Source organism: Cellulomonas sp. URHD0024 (genome assembly GCF_000426185.1).
Taxonomy (GTDB): Bacteria; Actinomycetota; Actinomycetes; order Actinomycetales; family Cellulomonadaceae; genus Cellulomonas.
Genome location: NZ_AUEW01000007.1, coordinates 21,077 through 39,912 on the forward strand (window position 1 = coordinate 21,077; position 18,836 = coordinate 39,912).

18 protein-coding genes are annotated in these 18,836 nt (G+C 71.3%); 11 read left to right on the forward strand and 7 right to left on the reverse strand.

Translation table 11 applies throughout. From position 1 onward, the window contains the following. Positions 1-122: 122 nt before the first annotated feature. Genes I847_RS0107745 through I847_RS0107760 form a run of 4 tightly spaced genes read right to left on the reverse strand, consistent with a single transcriptional unit; the run spans position 123 to position 4,127 of the window. The gene (locus I847_RS0107745) at positions 123-938 is read right to left on the reverse strand and encodes an MBL fold metallo-hydrolase (protein ID WP_028049249.1); all 816 of its coding nucleotides are present in this window, start codon (positions 936-938) and stop codon (positions 123-125) included. Between the two features lie 47 nt (positions 939-985). Continuing rightward, positions 986-1,894: an RNA polymerase sigma factor gene (locus I847_RS25480; protein ID WP_051274580.1), complete on the reverse strand. Its 909-nt coding sequence runs from the start codon at positions 1,892-1,894 to the stop codon at positions 986-988. Continuing rightward, positions 1,891-2,238 carry a VOC family protein gene (locus I847_RS0107755; RefSeq protein ID WP_028049250.1) on the reverse strand — a complete coding sequence of 116 codons (348 nt, stop codon included), beginning with the start codon at positions 2,236-2,238 and terminating at the stop codon, positions 1,891-1,893. Before I847_RS0107755 ends, I847_RS25480 begins: the two co-directional genes overlap by 4 nt. Next, positions 2,235-4,127: an ABC transporter ATP-binding protein gene (locus I847_RS0107760; protein ID WP_028049251.1), complete on the reverse strand. Its 1,893-nt coding sequence runs from the start codon at positions 4,125-4,127 to the stop codon at positions 2,235-2,237. The genes I847_RS0107755 and I847_RS0107760 overlap by 4 nt, the downstream gene beginning before the upstream one ends. 85 nt (positions 4,128-4,212) lie before the next feature. On the opposite strand from I847_RS0107760, the gene I847_RS22510 reads away from it, so the two are divergent. The 3 genes from I847_RS22510 to I847_RS0107775 all read left to right on the forward strand — a co-directional run bounded on the left by I847_RS22510 (position 4,213) and on the right by I847_RS0107775 (position 6,706). Further along, positions 4,213-4,644 carry a MarR family winged helix-turn-helix transcriptional regulator gene (locus I847_RS22510; protein ID WP_051274581.1) on the forward strand — a complete coding sequence of 144 codons (432 nt, stop codon included), beginning with the start codon at positions 4,213-4,215 and terminating at the stop codon, positions 4,642-4,644. Positions 4,645-4,819: 175 nt separating this feature from the next. Continuing rightward, positions 4,820-5,356: a DUF2510 domain-containing protein gene (locus I847_RS0107770; RefSeq protein ID WP_034609540.1), complete on the forward strand. Its 537-nt coding sequence runs from the start codon at positions 4,820-4,822 to the stop codon at positions 5,354-5,356. An 84-nt stretch (positions 5,357-5,440) separates the two neighbouring features. Next, positions 5,441-6,706, forward strand: coding sequence for a threonine/serine exporter ThrE family protein (locus I847_RS0107775; RefSeq protein WP_028049253.1), 1,266 nt, complete (start codon positions 5,441-5,443; stop codon positions 6,704-6,706). 302 nt (positions 6,707-7,008) lie between these two features. Here the strand turns inward: I847_RS0107775 and I847_RS0107780 are convergent, their stop codons facing one another. Next, positions 7,009-7,467 (reverse strand): pyridoxamine 5'-phosphate oxidase family protein, encoded by a 459-nt coding sequence (locus I847_RS0107780; protein ID WP_028049254.1) that lies wholly within the window; start codon positions 7,465-7,467, stop codon positions 7,009-7,011. Between the two features lie 116 nt (positions 7,468-7,583). Here I847_RS0107780 and I847_RS22515 point away from each other — a divergent pair, with 116 nt between their 5' ends. Both I847_RS22515 and I847_RS0107790 read left to right on the forward strand, forming a co-directional pair. Continuing rightward, on the forward strand, positions 7,584-8,126 hold the full coding sequence (locus I847_RS22515) for a sigma-70 family RNA polymerase sigma factor (RefSeq protein WP_231384135.1): 543 nt from the start codon (positions 7,584-7,586) through the stop codon (positions 8,124-8,126). Next, entirely contained in the window at positions 8,123-9,517 is a 1,395-nt protein-coding gene (locus I847_RS0107790) for a hypothetical protein (RefSeq protein ID WP_028049255.1), read from the forward strand. Before I847_RS22515 ends, I847_RS0107790 begins: the two co-directional genes overlap by 4 nt. On the opposite strand, the gene I847_RS0107795 is transcribed toward I847_RS0107790, so the two are convergent. After that, complete coding sequence (locus tag I847_RS0107795; protein ID WP_028049256.1) at positions 9,502-11,616, reverse strand: (Fe-S)-binding protein; 2,115 nt, start codon at positions 11,614-11,616, stop codon at positions 9,502-9,504. The two genes, I847_RS0107790 and I847_RS0107795, sit on opposite strands and share 16 nt — an antisense overlap. A gap of 326 nt (positions 11,617-11,942) precedes the next feature. Between I847_RS0107795 and I847_RS0107800 the strand changes: the two genes are divergently transcribed. From I847_RS0107800 to mnhG, 6 genes are read left to right on the forward strand one after another with little or no spacing between them, the layout of a single operon-like run. After that, entirely contained in the window at positions 11,943-14,942 is a 3,000-nt protein-coding gene (locus I847_RS0107800) for a Na+/H+ antiporter subunit A (protein ID WP_028049257.1), read from the forward strand. Next, a complete protein-coding gene (locus I847_RS0107805) occupies positions 14,939-15,406 on the forward strand; it encodes a Na(+)/H(+) antiporter subunit C (RefSeq protein WP_028049258.1) in 468 nt (155 codons plus the stop codon). Before I847_RS0107800 ends, I847_RS0107805 begins: the two co-directional genes overlap by 4 nt. Beyond that, positions 15,403-16,947, forward strand: coding sequence for a Na+/H+ antiporter subunit D (locus tag I847_RS22520; RefSeq protein ID WP_034609544.1), 1,545 nt, complete (start codon positions 15,403-15,405; stop codon positions 16,945-16,947). Before I847_RS0107805 ends, I847_RS22520 begins: the two co-directional genes overlap by 4 nt. Further along, complete coding sequence (locus I847_RS0107815) at positions 16,944-17,483, forward strand: Na+/H+ antiporter subunit E (protein ID WP_028049259.1); 540 nt, start codon at positions 16,944-16,946, stop codon at positions 17,481-17,483. Before I847_RS22520 ends, I847_RS0107815 begins: the two co-directional genes overlap by 4 nt. Then, positions 17,480-17,878, forward strand: coding sequence for a monovalent cation/H+ antiporter complex subunit F (locus I847_RS22525; RefSeq protein WP_034609546.1), 399 nt, complete (start codon positions 17,480-17,482; stop codon positions 17,876-17,878). Before I847_RS0107815 ends, I847_RS22525 begins: the two co-directional genes overlap by 4 nt. After that, complete coding sequence (gene mnhG / locus I847_RS22530) at positions 17,875-18,249, forward strand: monovalent cation/H(+) antiporter subunit G (RefSeq protein WP_034609548.1); 375 nt, start codon at positions 17,875-17,877, stop codon at positions 18,247-18,249. Before I847_RS22525 ends, mnhG begins: the two co-directional genes overlap by 4 nt. Here the strand turns inward: mnhG and I847_RS0107830 are convergent. After that, positions 18,246-18,812, reverse strand: a complete 567-nt coding sequence (locus I847_RS0107830; RefSeq protein ID WP_028049260.1) for a hypothetical protein — start codon at positions 18,810-18,812, stop codon at positions 18,246-18,248. The two genes, mnhG and I847_RS0107830, sit on opposite strands and share 4 nt — an antisense overlap. Positions 18,813-18,836: the final 24 nt, after the last annotated feature.

Genomic DNA, 18,836 nt, shown 5'->3' on the forward strand with positions numbered 1-18,836 from the left:
AACGACAACGGCGCGTGGGTGGGCTCCGGATCGACGGTCGCCTACCTCACGTCGGGGCCGTGACGGCCTGACAGCCGGGCTACCCCGGTCCTGCGGTACGCGGGACCGGGGCGCCGGTGCGGCTAGGTGAGGTCGTCGTGGTCGCCGCGGACCCAGGCGATGTGCCGGTCGGCGGAGGCGCGCAGGACGGCTCGCGCGTCGGACGCGATCACGTGGGCGAAGTTGCCGTAGAGGCGGTCGAACGCGAACCGTTCCAGGTGGGCGGTGACGCGTTCGACGACGGCCGCAGACAGCGGCAGGTGGTTGGGGTAGCTGCGCATGAAGGCGACGGACAGGCGGTCGGGGTTCGCGAACACCGTGTCGCCCGAGAGCAGGACGCCCTTGGACTGCGCGCCCTCGGCCCAGTGCAGGACCGCGCTGCCCGGGAAGTGCCCGCCCGGCTGGCTGAGGGTCAGGCCAGGGAGGAGCTCGCGTTCGCCGGTCCACGTGCGGACGACGGGGTCAGGTCGGGCCAGCCAGTGCACGTCCGACTCGGCGACCAGGACGGGCACGTTCCCGAGCCGACGGCTCCACTCGACCTGGACGCCGTACATGTGCGGGTGGCTGGCGACGATCGCGACCACCGGTCCGAGACGCCGGACCTCGTCGACCACGGGGTCGTCGACGTAGCCGATCGGGTCCCAGAGCACGTTGCCGTCCGCGGTGCAGACGAGCTTGGACTGTTGCCCGATGCCCGCGCCCGGTGTGCTCGTGATGCCGTAGAGATCGGCCTCCAGCGGTGTCATCGATGCCGTGTACCCCTCGGCCGCCAGCTCCTCCAGCGTGGTCCACGCCTGGCCCGTCTCGGGGACCCACTGCCGTTCGTCGGCGCAGATGGCGCAGACGTCCGGGCGGGCCGCGTGCTCCACGCCGCACGTGCGGCAGATCAGGAAGGTCACGGGTCGACCCTGGTCCAGCTGCCGCAGGACGGCAACTCGCGCGTTCGCTAGTGCAGGTCCAGCGCGGCCAGGGTGTCCGACGAGAGCGGGATCGTGTTCGTCCCCGTCGGGACGGCTGTGCCGTCCTGGACGGGATAGAAGCCCTGGGCGCTGTTCACCAGGGCACCGTCGGCGAGCAGGACGACGTACTCGTGGCCGGTCACGAGTGCCCCGGTGGGTGAGTCGGGGCGGGCGTCGTAGGTGAAGGTGCTGGTGGGCGAGCCCTTGGCGGTGGCCGTGACGTCGATCGTGCCGACTCCGCCGGACAGGCCGGTGAGCGTGCCGAGCACGATCGTGTCGGAGGCGTCCTCGAGGTCGGCGGTCGACGTGTAGTAGGGGAAGTCGAGGACGCTGTCGAGCCTCGGTGGCGCCATCCGAGGAGCCACCGCGATCATCACCACGATCCCGACGGCGACGGCGACCAGGCCCCACCGCACGGGCGTGCTCAGCCGCTTGCGCCGCGGGGGGGACTTCTCGAGCGTGGCGGCGGCCCGCGGGACCAGGGCGCGCAGCTCGTCCCACGCGCGTTGCCGCATGGGCACCTCGACCTCCGGAACCGGATTCGGTTCGCCGGGCACCCGGCGGGCCGCGTTCAGGTGGCGCAGCACCGTGGTCCGCGACTCGCCCGTCACCGTGGCGATCTCCGTGATGCTGAGCTTGTCCCAGTACCGCATCCGGAGCACGCGACGTTCGATGCCGAGATCGATGGCCGGCAGGAGGCTGTCGGCCGCGCCGACCAGCCAGCCGAGCGTCACGGGGACGCCCTGCTGCGCAGCGGTCCACGCGAGCCGGAAGACGCCCTCGGCGACGTCCTCGGGGTCGCTCGCGCCGCGGCGGGCGGCGTAGCGGACGATGCGCCCGTGGGTCTCGGAGTACAGGAGAGCGAAGGCGTCCTCGACGCGGGGGTCGGCGCTCATGAGGGCTTGACCACGCACCACTCGTTGCCCTCGACGTCGAGCAGGACCTGGAACGAGCCCGCGGTGTCGACGTGCAGGTCTCCTACCCGGGTGGCACCGAGCGCCTCGGCCTGTGCCGTCGCCTCCACCAGGTCGGCGACCTCCACGTCGAGGTGCACGCGGTTCTTGGCGGCCTTGCCCTCCGGTACCCGCTGGAACGCGACGCGCGTCCAGCCGGGCGGGTCGACGTACCACCAGTCGTCGTCGCGAGCCGTGGCCTCGCCGCCGAGCACCTGGGCCCAGAACGCCGCGAGCGCCGGTGGGTTCGCGCAGTCGAAGACCACCTCGTCGATGCGTCCGATCATGCGGCGACGGTACCGGCCACCACACCTGGCGCGAACTGCGTCCGGTACAGCTCGGCGTAGACGCCACCGCGTTCGAGCAGCTCGGCGTGGGTGCCCTGGTCGATGACGCGACCTTGTTCGAGGACGACGATCGAGTCGGCCTGCCGGACCGTCGACAACCGGTGCGCGATGACGATGCTGGTCCTGCCCGACAAGGCCTCGTCGAGCGCCGCCTGGACCGCGGCCTCCGACTCCGAGTCGAGGTGGGCGGTCGCCTCGTCGAGGATCACGACGTCCGGGGCCTTCAGCAGCATGCGCGCGATCGCCAGGCGCTGGCGCTCGCCTCCCGACAGCCGGTAGCCGCGGTCGCCGACGACCGTCCGAATCCCGTCGGGGAGGCTGTCCACGAGGTCCCAGATGTGGGCCTGCCGCAGGGCGCGCTCGATGTCCGCGTCCGTGGCCTCGGGCCGGGCGTAGCGCAGGTTCTCCGCGATCGTGTCGTGGAAGAGGTGGGCCTCCTGGCTGACGACGCCGACCGTGGCCCGCAGCGACGCCTGCGTGACGTCGCGCAGATCGGTGCCGGCGATGCGGACCGAGCCGGCTGTCGGGTCGTACATGCGGGTCACCAGCTGGGACAGCGTCGTCTTGCCCGCGCCCGAGTGGCCGACGAGCGCGACCATGTGGCCGGCGGGTACCTCGAAGCTGACGTCGGTGAGCGTGTCGCCGTGGACCTCGCGGCTCAGGGTCGCGACGGACTCGAGCGATGCCAGCGAGACCTCGTCGGCACTCGGGTAGCGGAAGGTGACGTGGTCCAGGGTGACGCTGGCGCCCTGCTGCTTCACCGGCAGCCCCAGGTCTGCTGCGTCGTCCTTCTCCCCGACCGTCGGCTCCAGGTCGAGCACCTCGAGCACACGCTCGAAGCTGACGAGCGCGGTCATCACGTCGACCTGCACGTTGGACATCGAGGTCAGGGGCCCGTAGAGCCGGCCGAGGTACGAGGCGAGGGCGACGACCACACCGACCGTCAGCGTGCCGTTGATCGCCATGACGCCTCCGAGGCCGTACACGATCGCGACGGCCACCGAGGCGAGCGTGGTCAGGCCGACCCGGAACCAGGTGGAGTACAGGGCCCGCGTGACGCCGATGTCGCGGACGCGACCGACCTGCTGCGCGTAGGCGGCGGACTCGCGGGCGGGGTCGCCGAAGATCTTGACCAGGTGCGCGCCGGCCACGTTGAACCGCTCGTTCATGATCTGCGCGGCGTCGGCGTTGATCTCGTAGCTCTCGCGCGTGACCTTGGCGATCTTCTTGCCGAACCAGCGTGCGGGCAGCACGAACGCCGGCAGCAGCACGAGGCTCAGCAGGGTCAGCTCCCACGACATGCTGAACATCGCCGCGAGGACGAACACGATGGTCAGCGCGTTGCTCACGACGTTCTGCAGCGTGCTCGTGAACGCCTGCTGGGCGCCCAGGACGTCACCGTTGAGCCGCTGGACCAACGCCCCGGTCTTGGCGCGGCTGAAGAACGCGAGCGGCATGCGCTGGACGTGGTCGAAGACGGCGGTCCGCAGGTCGAGGATCAGGCCCTCGCCCACCTGCGCCGACACCCAGCGGTCCGCCACGGACAGTCCCGCGCCGAGGATCGCGAGTCCTGCGACAACCGCCGCGATCGACAGGACGACCTCGGCGTTGCCGGGGGTGATGCCGTTGTCGATGAGGTTCTTGAACAGCAGCGGAGTGACGGCACCGGCGGCGGCCTCGAGCGCGATGAGCACGACGAACACCGCGAGCTTGCCGCGGTACGGACGCGCGAACTGCAGGATCCGTCGGCGGGTCTCTTTGGTGAGCTTGTGCTCACGGACCGACTGGTCCTTGAAGAAGCCACGCATCGTGGGGGCTGACTGCGACATCGGGTTCGCTCCTCCGGGGCTCGGCGCGATGCTGAGGTTAACTCACTATGTTGCAGACTCACAACGACGGGTAGCCTCTGCTGTTGTGAACACCGAGCCCGTGCCCGATGCTTCCGGCACCGACGCCTCCGGTGAGCTGCTCGAGCTGCTGTACTCGATCCTGCGCGGGGTCCGACGCGAGTCCGGTCCCTATGCACCCGGACAGCTCCGCTTCCTGCGCACGCTCGCCGGGTGCGGCTGCGCGCAACGGCCTGGTTCGCTGGCCGACGCACTCGGCGTGGCACCACGGTCGGTCACCTCCAAGGTCGACGTGGCCGAGGCGGAGGGCCTGGTCCAGCGGCTGCCCGACCCGACCGACCGGCGCGCGACCCTCGTCGAGCTGACCTCCGCAGGACACGCCCTGCTCGCCGACGCGGCCCACCAGCGGCACGAGCACATCGCCGCCCGCCTGGCCCGCCTTCCGGAGCCGGAGCAGACGGAGCTCCTCCGGCTGCTCCGCGTGGTCGGCGCCGACTGACGCGGCGCGGCGCTGCCGCAGCTGAGGCCGGAAACGACCAGCCGACCTGCCGTTCGGCTGAAGTGGACGGCCCGCCGTGCCGATGTGAGGGACGGGCGCCGAGTCGCGGAGCGAGCTGCACAGGTGTACCGCCGACACCGCGCGACGCGCGATCACGAGAGACGAGGACGACCGAATGAGCACGTCGTACGGCCAGCCCCAACCCTCAGTGGCCGCCGGGTGGTACGCGGACCCGCAGGGTGGCGGTCACCGCTGGTGGGACGGGGCCCAGTGGACCGCGCACACGCAGCCGGAAGCGGTCCACGCTCCGGCGGCCGTTGTCGCGCCCGGCTACACGCAACCCGGGCAGGTCTACCCCGGTCTCACGGGCGGCGGATACCCGCAGGCAGGTGGCTATCAGGGGTTCGCCCCGGCTTCGGCCTACCCGGGGGCCGTGACCGGGTACGGGTTCGATCAGGCCGCCAAGCCGAAGAACGGTCTCGCGACGTGGGCCCTGATCGCCGGGATCATGGTGGTCGTCGTCCTGCTCTTCCTCGACTACGCCATCGCCTCGGGCATCGCGATCATCGTCGGTGTTCGTGCGCTGCGGAAGGCTCGTGCCATCAAGGCTGAGGGTTACCCGACAGCCGTCGGCATGGGCCGCGCAATCGCGGGTCTGGTCCTCTCGGGCATCGGCGCGCTCCTGTTCCTGCTCTCGATGTTCGCCGGCTGACCGGTCCGGCCTGGTGAGCGTCCCCGGTCACCGGGTGCGCGGCGCCTGCTCACCGGGGCGCGACGGTAGGACCATGATGGGCTCGTGGCCACCGACCCGGACGACGACGAGCTCGAGCTGATCCGGCGGTCGGGCGTCGTGCTGCGCGTCGGCCGGCTGAGCCTCTCGTCGGGAACCGGTTCGTACCGCGTCAAGGCGTCGATGGCGCGGGTGGCGCGGGCGCTGGGTATCGACCGGCACGAGGCGCTGGTGACGCTCACCGAGATCACGACGACCTCGCACCGCGGCGCGAGCTTCCGCACCGAGGTGACCGAGGTGCGTGCGGTCGGCATCAACGTGGACCGGCTGGCGGCGCTGGAGCGCCTTGCGGGACGGCTGGACGCCACGGGCCCCGCGACGGTCGAGGACGTCAACGCCGTGCTCGACCGCATCTCCGACAAGCCGCCCCTGTACCCGGTGGCGCTCAACGCCCTGTGGGCGGCGATCGCCTGCGCCGCGTTCTCGTTCCTGAACCACGGCGGCGTGGTCGAGATCCTGGGTGTCTTCCTCGGCGCGCTGCTCGGTCAGGCGCTGCGCCGCACGATGGTCCACCGCGGCTTCAACGTCTTCGCCGTCACCATGATCTGCGCACTCGTCGCCTGTCTGGGCTACCTGGCGTTCGTGTCGCTGGTCGAGGCATTCGGGGCGACCGGCGTGCCGCACGAGGCGGGGTACATCTCAGCCGTGCTGTTCCTGATCCCGGGCTTCCCGCTGGTCACCGGCTTCCTCGACCTCGCCAAGATGGACTTCTCGGCCGGCGTAGCCCGCCTGACGTACGCCGTGATGGTGCTGACGTCGGCGGCGCTGGCCGTCTGGGCGCTCTCCCTCGTCGTCGGGCTGACTCCCGAGCCGGGTTCCGCGCCCGACCTCGGCGCCGGTGTGCTGCTCGCCCTGCGGTTCGTCGCGAGCTTCGTCGGCGTCCTGGGCTTCGCCCTGATGTTCAACAGCCCGTGGCGGATCGCGCTCGCCGCGGCGGTGATCGGCATGGTGGCGAACGTGCCGCGCATCTACCTCAACGGGGCCGACGTGCCCCCGCAGGTCTCGGCCGCGCTCGCGGCACTGCTGGTCGGGCTGATCACCGCCGTCGTGGCGCCTCGGCTCGACGTCCCCCGGATCACCGTCTACGTGCCGGCCGTGACGATCATGGTTCCGGGCGTGCTGGCCTACCAGGCCGTGTTCCACATCTCGAACGGGGACACCGTCGAAGCGCTCGCCTCGGGCGTGGAGGCGGCCCTCGTCGTCGCGTCCCTGGCGATCGGCCTCGCGATCGCCCGGATGCTCACCGACCGCACCTGGGCCTACGAGCGCTGAGGCGTCACCCGGGATCGGCGGCAGGTCCCCGGGGTGCTCGGGCAGCGTGACCGCGTCGGCCCAGCCCCGGGCGGCCAGTGCGTCGGGCAGCGAACGACCCCACGGATCCCACAGGGCTGGTCCCCCGTGAACAGGAACGCATACGCGACGAGCGCCGGCCCCCGGTCGCGGACCAGCCCGGCCAGACGTTCGTCCCCCAGGCGTGATTCCTGCTCCCTCGCCGACCGTCCGGACATCCTGGTACCCCCAGACGACCGGAGCGCGGTTCGGTTGTGCTCGAACCGCAATTCGCTCGCGTGGACTCAGGCCCAGGTGCCGCCGCGCATCAACCAGCGACCGGCCAGCTCGTCCTCCTCGCGCCACGCCTGGATGCTCCGCGGCGTGACCCGGAAGTAGGCGTAGGCCTCGGCGTGCCGACGAGGATCGAAGCCGGCCTTGGCGGCGAACCCGTCGCCGAGACTCCGGTCGATCGCGTCGACGGCGACCATCCCGACGGTGCCCAGGACCAGCACGACGTCCCGCGTCAGGCCGATGCCGGCCTGGACGACCTCGTTGGCGGCGAGGTTGCGACCGGTCGGGCTGCTCGTCGTCGTCGCGAACAGCAGGGCGTCGTCGTGCCACAGGAACGACAGCGGGGTCAGGCGGGGGTCGCCGGTGTCGGTGTCCGTCGTCGCGACCCAGGCGTCCACCTCATGGCCGAGCCGGTAGAGCGCGTCCTGCCGACGGGTCTCCGTGCTGCGCGGGCCGAGGTGCTCGGTCACGGGCTGGGCCTCCTGGGTGACAGCGAATCTCCATCCGACACTGCTGGGGTCCAGGATCACCCCCAACGTTTCGCGGGTCGAGTGCGTTGTGGCATCAACGAACAGGGGGTGAGCCGGTGACGCGCTGGCGAAGTGTGCTCGACGAGATGGTGCGGGAGCGACGATCGGCCCTGGTGGCCTACGCGTGCCTCTTCGTCGTCGACCGGCGGGATGCCGAGGACCTCGTCCACGAGGCGATCGTCAAGACGTTCTCCCGACCACGTGCAGTCACCGAGGTGCACGCCGCCGAGGGATACGTCCGCCAAGCGATCCGCACGGTCTTCCTCGACCAGACCCGCCGTCGCCGCACCTGGCACGGCAGGGCGCACCTGTTCGACGGCCCACCGGCGGCTGCGGCCTCGGAGGCGGCGACAGCCTCGGCCGACGTGAGCGCTGCGTTGCGGTTGCTCGCGCCACGTGAGCGGGCCTGCATCGTCCTGCGCCACTTCGACGACCTTCCGGTCGCGGAGATCGCCGCCGCACTGAACCTGTCCGAGGGAGCCGTGAAGCGCTACCTCTCCGACGCCACCGCGAAGCTACGCGTCACGTTGGCGGTCGTCGACCCCCCGCACGAGTTCGAGTCCGTCCGCATCATCGACCGGGAAGGGAGCGCGTCATGAACGAGGACTTCACCTCCGCACTGCACGGCTTCGCCGACGCTCTGCAGCTCGAGGCTGAGGCGTCGGCCCCCGACGCGACCATCGAGACGAGCGCTCTGACGCGACGGGTGCGTCGTCGCCGGGGCGTCAGGACGGGCTCGACCGTCCTGTCCGCTGTCGCCGTGATCGGTGCGGCCACGGTCGTCGTCCAGCTGTCCGGGCTGCGGATGCCACCGCCTCCGGCCGTCCCGGTCCCGACGGTCACGAGTACGCCGACGCCCACCCCTAGCGCGACTCCGACTCCCACCGTGTCAGCCACGGCCGCGCCGCGGCCGGCCGCCGCCATGTTCCGAGATGCGCAGCCGATGGCGCCCGGTATGCTCGCGGCCGCCGGCGACGGCTGGAACGTCGTGCTCTACGGGGCCTGGGACGAGCAGAACGAGGTGGTCGTTCCTGAGGCGCCGTACCTGGTGAGCCCGGACGGTCAGCCGTTCGCCATCACCACAGGCTTCGACTTCACGGACTGGAGCCTCGTCGACTGGCTCCCCGGCAGTTCGCTCGCGCTGGTGTCCAACCGCAAGGATCAGTCAGTACGCGCGATCGACCTGCTCACCGGCGACACTCACTCCGTGCTGGTGACCGGGGGCGAGCCCCACCGTTTCGTCGGCGACGAGACCTCGGACGTCTTGGTCCTGATCGGGGACGGCGTCACCCAGCACCTGAGCCGCCTCACCATCGACGGGGACACGGTTGCGCGGTCGCCCGATTTCGCCGTCCAGTACGGCAGCTTCCCGTGGTTCCAGTCGCCCGGGGGAGCAGACATCGTCCTGAACGGACTCGCCGGACCGGTCGTGGTCACCGCTGACGCGCTGACGCCGGAGACCCTTCCGATGCCGTACCCGGACAGGCCCGACGCGTGCCGAGCCTGGATGTGGGTCGACGACACGAATCTGCTCCTGGAGTGCACCCCCGGCGGCGCCTCGGAGCTCGTGTTCTGGGACCCGACCGAGTTCTGGCTCGTCCCGACCGATTCCGGTGCGGCCCGACGCTTGGACGGCATGCCCGAGTCGACCAGGCTCGCCGGGGTCTGGCGCGTCGATGGTCGTCTTGTCGCGGGGATGTCCGGGCCAAGTGAAGCGGAGAGCTCCTGGTACGAGATCGCCGACGACGGCCTGCACCGGCTGAGCAGCGGCGGCTCACGGCGCCTGGGAGTGGTCGACGTTCGCGGCTCTGAGCTCATCGGAACGCAGTGGCCCGAACCGGGCACGACCGATGCCGTCTCCCTGGTGGCCATCGACCCGGTCACGGGCGAGTCACGGACGCTCGTGGTCGGAGAGCCGGCTTCGACCGCCTCGTTCGGAGTGCGGCCGGGTCACTACACGGGGCCGCCTCAGACTCAGACCGGGGACTGATCCTCAGGTGCCTCGCGCACCCGGTCCAGCAGCAGGACGGCGATGTCCGCGACCTCGGCCGTGCCACCGGCGGCGGCGACACCGTCGGTGAGCATGACCGTGCAGAACGGGCAAGCGGTCGCGATCGTCGACGCGCCCGTGTCGAGGGCCTCCTCGGCACGGGCCGTGCCGATCCGGGTGCCGATCGTCTCCTCCATCCAGACACGCGCACCGCCACCGCCGCAGCAGAATGCCTGCTCCTTGTTCCGCGGCATCTCGGTGACGGTGAGGCCGGGGATCGCGCCGAGGAGGTCGCGCGGCGGCGCGTAGACCTGGTTGTGCCGGCCCAGGTAGCAGGGGTCGTGATAGGTGACGGCCCTGGAGTCGTTGCTGGGCAGCGGCGTGAGCCGGCCGTCCGCGACGAGCGTGTTCAGCAGCTCGGTGTGGTGGACCACCTCGTAGCGACCACCCAGCTGCGGGTACTCCCGGGAGATCGTGTTGAAGCAGTGCGCGCAGGTCACGACGATGCGCTGAGCGCCGACCTCGTTGAGCATCTCGACGTTCGCGCTGGCGAGCATCTGGAACAGGATCTCGTTGCCGGCTCGCCGCGCCGGGTCGCCGGTGCAGGACTCCCCGTCGCCCAGCACCGCGAAGCTCACGCCGGCGGTGTGCAGCAGCTCGGCGACGGCCTTCGTCGTGCGGATGGCCCGGTCCTCGTACGCGCCCGCGCAGCCGACCCAGAACAGGTACTCGATGTCCTCTGCGGACTCGACGTCCACCCCGACCACCTGGACGGTGAAGTCCAGCCCCTTGGCCCACGCGAGCCTGTTGCGGGCGGGCAGTCCCCACGGGTTGCCCTGCCGCTCGAGCTTGGTGAACGTGCCGCCCAGCTCCTTGGGGAACGCCGACTCCATGAGCACCTGGTAGCGGCGCATGTCGACGATCGCGTCCACGTGCTCGATGTCGACCGGGCACTGCTGGACGCACGCGCCGCAGCTGGTGCAGGCCCACAGGGCGTCCGGGTCGATGACGCCGGCCGTTCCCAGGAGGTCGATGCCCGCGTGGGACTCGTCGGGAGCGGGCAGCAGGTAGGGCGCCGTGGCCGCGGCGTGGTCACGCAGCGCGAGCGTGACCAGCTTCGGGCTCAAGGGCTTGCCGGTCGCCCAGGCGGGGCACTGGTCCTGGCAGCGGCCGCACTCGGTGCAGGTGGAGAAGTCGAGCAGGCCCTTCCAGGTGAAGTCCTCGATCGCGCCCACGCCGAGGCGGGCGTCGTCGGGCAGGTCCTCCAGCGCCGCGAGGTCGATGGTGTCGCCGGACGGGGTGCGCAGCGGCTGCAGCGGTCCGAGGGTCACGCCACCGGACGCGTCCCGGCGCGCGTACACGTTCACCACGGCGAGGAACCGGTGCCACGCGACGCCCATGGTCGGCTGCAGCCCGATCACCACGAACCACGACATCGACACGACGATCTTGACGGTCGCGACGACGACGACAGCGGCCTCGAGCGCCGTCGTCGGAACCCCTGCCCACAGCGACCCCAACCACGCGGTGAGCGGGTAGTGCCAGGCGCTGCCCGACCCCAGCGCGTACTCCAGCGCCCGGATCACGATCACCGCCAGGACCACGACGAGCACGGTCCCCTCGACGTAGAACGCGCGCACCTGGTGCGACCCGAAGAACCGGGACCGCCGCGGGTTCTCCCCACGCGGCAGAAGGCGGAGCCGCAGCACGATCAGCGCGGTGATGCCGAACAGCGCCGCCCACGCGAACGCCTCGATCGCCCACTCCAGCGGGGCGAACGCTCCGATGAGCGGCAGGGTGAACGACGGGTCGACCACCTGCCCGTACCCGCTCACCAGAGCGATGAACAGCAGCGGGAACGAGATCATCACGACCCAGTGCGCCGCCTTGACCACGGGCCGCTGCTGGAACCGGCCGTGCCCGAAGATCTCCGCCAGCAGGGTCCGCGTCCGCGGCCCGACCGGCGTCCACCGCCCGGGCAGCGCCCGCCCGACCCGCACGGTCCGCACGATCGCGGCCACCCCGCGGGCGAACAGCCCGACACCGACCACCGTCGCGACGACGACGATCCCCAGACAGGTCACCTGCAGCGCATCCACGGCGCCACGGTACTTGCCGCGGACGCCCGGAGCGCTGACCCGGACCTGCCGACCGCCGCCCCTCCCGCCGCCCTGGCCGCCGAGTTCGTGCGTCTGAGCCGAGTTCGAGCGTTCAAACACACGAACTGAGCTCAAACGCACGACCTCGGCCGGCGCGGGCGGACGGGGACGGTCGGCCGGGACCGGCCGGGATGCGTTGGTAGGGTTGGCAGCAATCCGCTGTGCATCACGGGGGGCGCTGATCGCGTTCGCCGTGCGTGCCTGTACCTCCGATCGACCCAACAGACCGACCCCAGACCCCGCCCCCCACAGGACGGAGCCGGACGTTGCTGCTGCTCCTCACCGTCCAGGTGATCGCAGCCCTCGTCGCGCCCGTTCTCGTGCGGCTCATGGGTCGCAAGGCGTTCTGGGTCCTCGCGCTGGCCCCGGCGAGCGCGGCGGTGTGGGCGCTGAGCTGGACGTCGGCGGTCCAGCGCGGCGACGGCCCCACCGAGTCGGTCGAGTGGATCCCGTCTCTGGGCATCGAGCTGACGTTCCGGCTGGACACGTTGTCGTGGTTCATGACGCTGATCGTGGGCGGCGTCGGCGCGCTGGTCCTCGTCTACTGCTCCGCGTACTTCACGACGACGGCGAGCGGGCTCGCGCGGTTCGCGGCCGTGTTCGTCGCGTTCGAGGGGGCGATGCTCGGCCTGGTCACGGCCGACGACATGCTGATGCTCTTCGTGTTCTGGGAGCTCACGACCGTCACGTCCTACCTGCTGATCGGGCACTACGCGGAACGCAAGGCGAGCCGCCGGGCGGCCATGCAGGCGATCGTCATCACGACCGCGGGCGGCCTGGCGATGCTCGTCGGGATCCTGCTGCTGGGCGAGGCGGCGGGCACCTACCGCCTGTCCGAGGTGATCGCGCGCCCGCCGCCCGGGATGACCGTCGCGATCGTGTGTCTGCTCGCCGGGGCGATCACGAAGTCCGCGCTGATCCCGTTCCACTTCTGGCTGCCCGCGGCGATGGCCGCCCCGACGCCCGTGAGCGCGTACCTGCACGCGGCCGCGATGGTGAAGGCCGGCGTCTACCTCGTCGCCCGGTTCGCCCCGGCCTACTCGTCGGACCCGACGTGGCACGGGATCGTCGTCGTCCTGGGCTGCGGCACGATGCTGCTCGGCGGCTACCGGGCGCTGCGCCAGCACGACCTGAAGCTGGTCCTCGCGTTCGGCACGGTCAGCCAGCTCGGGCTGATCATCCTGCTGGTGGGCCTCGGGACGCGGGCAGCGGCGCTCGCGGGCCTGGCCCTGCTGGGCGCGCACGCGATGTTCAAGGCCGCCCTGTTCCTCGTCGTCGGGGTCGTGGACGCCGCGACCGGGACGCGTGATCTGCGGCGGCTGTCCGGGGTGGGCAGGACCCTCCCGCTGACCGCGCTGGCGGGTGCGCTCGCCACCGCGAGCATGATCGGCCTGATCCCGTTCGCGGGGTACGTCGCCAAGGAGTCTGCGCTCGAGTCGCTGCACGACGACCCGGTGACCCTGACCGCGGTGGCGGTCGGGTCGGTGCTGACCGTGGCGTACGGGCTGCGGCTGTGGTGGGGGGCCTTCGCGACGAAACGAGCGGTGGCGCCCGCGGGGGTCGACACCGACACCTCCCTGGGCGACGCCGCCCACGCGGACGCCGACCCCGCGCCGATCACGCACCCGTCGCTCCTGCTGGTCTGGCCGGCGATGATCCTCGGGGTGCTCGGGCTCGCCGTCGCGCTGCTGCCCCAGCTCGGCGAGCACCTGCTGCTGCCCTACGCGGACACCTACCCGTCGGGGGAGGCCGGGCACCTGGTCCTGTGGGCCGGCATCACCCCGACGTTCCTGCTCACGCTCGCGATCCTGTTCAGCGGTGCGCTCCTGTTCGTCGTACGCGACCGGGTCGAGCGGTGGCAGTCGGACCTCTACCACGGGCCCGACGCCGACCGTCTGTACCGCCGGTTCATGCGCCGCCTCGACGACGTCGCCGCCGACGTCACCGCGGTGACCCAACGAGGTTCGCTCCCGATCTACCTCGGTCTGATCCTCGTGGTCTTCGTCCTCGCGGTCGGTGGGCCGCTGCTCACCCAGACGACCCTGGCCCGTCACTACATCCCCTGGGACGACCCTGCGCAGGTGGTCTTCGCGGCGGCCGCCATCGCGTCGGCACTGCTGGTCACCCGCGCGAGGCGGCGGCTCAAGGCCGTGATCCTGCTGGGGGTCGGCGGCTATGCGATGGCCGGGCTGTACCTGCTGCACGGCGCGCCTGACCTGGCGCTCACGCAGGTGCTCGTCGAGACGGTGACGCTCGTCGTGTTCGTGCTGGTCCTGCGCCGGCTTCCCCCGTACTTCTCTGACCGTCCCCTGGTGGCCAGCCGCTGGCTGCGGCTCGCGCTCGGGCTCGCTGTCGGTCTGGTGGTGGCCGGGGTCGCGCTGGTCGCGCCGGGGGCCCGGACGCACCTGCCGGTGTCCGCGGACTTCGCGGACGAGGCGGTGACGTGGGGCGGCGGCAAGAACATCGTCAACGTGACCCTCGTCGACATCCGCGCGTGGGACACGATGGGCGAGATCTCGGTGCTGCTGGTGGCCGCCACGGGTGTCGCGTCGCTCGTCTTCCTGTCCCGACGAACCGGCGCGATCTTCCGCGCGCAGGACGCGCAGCGTGACCGGGCGGTGTGGGGTGGGTCGAGCGACCCCATGGCGGCGCTGCGCCTACCGGCCGCAGGGTCCACCCAAGGTGATGCCAGCGGCATCTCGGGCAGCGTCCCCTCGAGCCAGGCCCGCGGACGCGAGTGGCTGCAGGCGGGTCGCACGCTGGCACCGCAGCGACGCTCGGTGATCTTCGAGGTCGTCGTGCGCCTGCTGTTCCACACGATGATCGTGTACTCGGTCTTCCTGCTGTTCAGCGGGCACAACGCACCGGGCGGTGGCTTCGCGGCGGGCCTCGTCACGGGCATCGCGCTCATCGTCCGCTACCTCGCGGGCGGACGGTACGAGCTGGGCGAGGCGGCTCCGGTCCAGGCGGGTCTGCTGCTGGGGGTCGGCCTCTTCCTGTCGGCCGGGGTCGGCGTCGTCGCGCTCGTGGCCGGTGGCTCCGTGCTCGAGTCGTGGATCTGGGACCTTCACCTGCCGGTCGTCGGCGACCTGCACCTGGTCACGAGCCTGTTCTTCGACCTCGGCGTCTACCTCGTCGTCGTCGGACTGGTCCTCGACATCCTGCGCAGCCTCGGGGCGGAGATCGACCGTCGCGCGGAGACGGGCGAGGACCCGGTCGGCGCGGGCGCGTCCGAGCGGATCGCGGCGTCCAAGGCCGACGCATGATCGACATGAGCCCCAACCTCGTCCTGGTCGTGACCATCGGCGTGCTGTTCGCGGCCGGCGTCTACCTGCTGCTGGAACGGTCGCTGAGCCGCGTCCTGATCGGTGTGATCCTCGTCGGCAACGGCGCCAACCTGCTGTTCCTCGTCGCCGGAGGCGCCGCGGGACGGCCGCCGATCGTCGGTTCCGGGCAGGGCCCGATGTCCGACCCGCTCCCGCAGGCGATGGTCCTGACGGCCATCGTCATCACGCTCGGCATGACCGCGTTCCTGCTTGCCCTGGCCTATCGCTCGTGGCAGCTCAACCGGCACGACGAGGTCCAGGACGACGTCGAGGACCGCCGCATCGCGCGGCTGGCAGGCCGTGACGAGAGGGCGACGACCGACTCCGACACCGAGGGGTTCGGCGAGTCTCTCGACGACGAGGCCGCCGAGGCTCGCGACGAGGCCGACCGGGGTTCCGCGTGAACTGGGTCGTCCCGCTCCCGGTGGTGATCCCGCTGTTCGCCGCGGGCCTCGCGCTCGCGCTCTACCGCCGCCCGAACGTCCAGCGGCTGGTCAGCGTCTCCGCGCTCAGCCTGGTGCTGGCCGCGTCGATCACCCTGCTCGTGCTTGCCGACGAGGGCCCGTTGGTGGTCGAGGTCGGCGACTGGGCGGCGCCCGTGGGGATCAACCTGGTCGCCGACCGGCTGTCCTCGCTCATGCTCACCATCTCCGCGGCCGTGACGCTCTGCGTCCTGCTCTACTCGCTGGCCCAGGGTCAGCAGGACGACGAGGAGTCGGCCCCCGTCTCGATCTACCACCCGACCTATCTCGTGCTGACCGCGGGGGTGGCCAACGCCTTCCTGTCGGGGGACCTGTTCAACATCTACGTCGGCTTCGAGATCCTGCTCGCGGCGTCCTACGTGCTCATCACGCTGGGCGGCAGCGGCGACCGCATCCGCGCGGGGACCGTCTACATCGTCGTCGCGCTGCTGAGCTCGGTGCTGTTCCTGGTGGCGATCGCGATGATCTACGCCGCCTGCGGCACGGTGAACCTGGCGCAGCTGGCCCTGCGGCTGCCTGAGATCGACCCGGGTGTGCGGCTCGTCCTGCAGGTCATGCTGCTGCTCGCGTTCGCGATCAAGGCGGCCGTCTTCCCGCTGTCCGCCTGGCTGCCGGACTCCTACCCGACCGCGCCCGCACCGGTCACTGCCGTGTTCGCGGGCCTGCTGACCAAGGTCGGCGTCTACGCGATCATCCGCACGCAGACGCTGCTCTTCCCCGGCGGACAGCTCGACGACGTCCTCATGTGGGCCGCGCTGGCGACGATGGTGATCGGCATCCTGGGTGCGGTCGCGCAGGACGACATCAAGCGACTGCTCTCGTTCACGCTGGTCAGCCACATCGGCTACATGGTGTTCGGCATCGCGCTGTCCACACAGGCCGGCTACTCGGCGTCGATCTACTACGTGGTCCACCACATCACCGTGCAGACGGCGCTGTTCCTCGTGGTGGGTCTGGTGGAGCGCGCGGGCGGCTCCACATCCCTGACCCGGCTGGGCGGGCTGGCCAAGGCCGCGCCCGTGCTGGCGATCCTCTTCTTCGTGCCCGCGATGAACCTCGCCGGCATCCCGCCGCTGTCGGGATTCCTGGGCAAGGTCGGGCTCCTCGAGGCCGGCGTACAACAAGGGACGCCTCTGACGTACATCTTGGTCGCTGGGGGCGTGGTCACGTCGCTGCTCACGCTCTACGCCCTGGTGAAGGCCTGGAACAAGGCGTTCTGGCAGACCCCGTCAGAGGTGCGGCCGCCGGTGCGCCTGCCCTTCGGCATGGTTGCCCCGACCGCGGCCCTCGTCGGAGTGGGGCTGCTGCTCACCTTCGCCGCCGGGCCGCTGTACGGGTACACCGACCGGGCGGCAGCGTCGTTGCAGGCACGCACGCCGTACGTCGACGCGGTGCTGCCGGACGGGCACCGTGGTGAGGGAAAGTCCGCCGACGCGTCGCCCGACGAGGGGAGCCACGGATGAGTCCGCACCGGGCGCGCTGGCACACCCAGTGGCCGACGATCCTCTGGCTGACCGTCGTCTGGGTCTTCCTGTGGGGCGACGTGTCCGTCGGCAACGTGCTGGCCGGCCTGATCGTCGGCTTCCTGGTCACGACCGGTCTGCGGATGGCGACCATCGACTTCCACGGCCGCCTGCGCCCGCTCGGCATCGTCCGGCTGTTCGCGCGGTTCGCGACGGACCTCGTGCGCGCGTCGTTCGAGGTCAGCCTGATCGCCCTGAGACCGGGCTACCAGACGCGTGGTGCCGTGATCGGCGTCCAGCTGCGCAGCCACTCCGACCTCTACCTGACGATGACCGCCGAGCTGGCGTCGCTGGTGCCCGGGTCGCTCGTGGTCGAGGCGCACCGGCTCACCGGCAAGCTGTACCTGCACGTGCTCGACGTGCGGCAGTCCGGCGGCATCGAGGCGGCGCGGCAGTCGGTGCTGGACCAGGAGGAGCGGGTGCTGCGGGCGTTCGCGTCGGACGACGAGCTGGTGGCGGCGGGGTTGCGCCCATGACCGTCGTCGTCGTCCTCTGCGGCGTCCTGCTCACGGTGGGCGCGAGCCTCGCGATCATCCGCGTGGAGAAGGGCCCCTCGATGCTCGACCGGACGGTCGGCCTCGACATCGTGGTCACGACGATGATCGCGGCGATCGCCCTGTACGCCGCCATGCAGCGCCGCACCGACGTGGTACCGATCCTCGTCGTCCTGTCGATGGTCGGTTTCGTGGGGTCGGTGACGATCGCCCGGTTCGCGTCCGTGGAGCCCGAGGGTGAGGGCCGGGTCCGTACCCGCGAGGAGATCGCGGCGCAGGAGGCCGAGCGGATCGCCGCCGAGGACGAGGCCGAGGAGGCTCGACGGACCGACCGTCGCGCCGACGCCGACGAGCGGCACGACGGGGAGGTCCGATGACCTGGACCACGGTTGCCGACGTGGCGTCGGGCATCTGCATGCTTGGCGGCGCGTTCCTCGCGTTCGCGGCGGGCGTGGGCGTGCTGCGCTTCGGCGACCTGCTCTCGCGCATGCACGCGGGCACCAAGCCGCAGGTGCTCGGACTGGTGCTCGTGCTCCTCGGGCTGGCGCTCCGCCTGCGGTCCGGCGGTGCGGTGTGGGCGCTCGTGCTGGTCGCGGTCTTCCAGATGCTCACCGCACCGGTCGCCGCGCAGATGGTCGGCCGGGCCGGCTACCGCACGGGCAAGATCCGCGACGACCTGCTGGAGGTCGACGAGCTGACGTCGGACATGGAGCAGGCGACCGCGCGGTCCGCCGAGGGCGAGGGCTAGGAGCAGAGGGTCGCGTCGGCGGTGCGACCGTCGAGCTCCGAGGCGAGCGCGTCGTCGCCCGGGGCCTCGATGGCGCCCTGGTCGTCGATCCGATAGCCCGACTGCGTGGGGTTCAGGAGGCCGGCGGGGGCTCCGTCGAACTCCACCAGGAACAGCACGAAGGACTGACCTTCCGTCAGCCCGAGCTGGTTCGCCTGGTACTCCACCCCGTCGAGGACGCCGCCCGGCTGCCCGACCTCCACGAGCTCGCCCGGATCGACCGACCGGCCCGAGACGGCTCGGTCGGCCTTGACCGTCGTGACGGTCTGGACCATGTCGTCTGGCCCCAGACGGTCTCCGTCCGGTTCCACCTGCTCGTTGGTCAGCAGGTTCACGGCGCGGACGGTGCTGGAGACCGGTGTGGCCGTGACGACGACCGACGCGGAGCTGCACAGGTCGGCCAGCGACGGGTAGGCCGGGTAGTCCCCACCGCCGTACTGCACCGGCTCCGGCTGACCCGGCGACGACGAGCAGGAGGTCAGCAGCGCTGTCGCCGCGATCGCGGCGCAGATCAGGGGCTGCATGCGGCGATTGTGGCAGTGACCGTC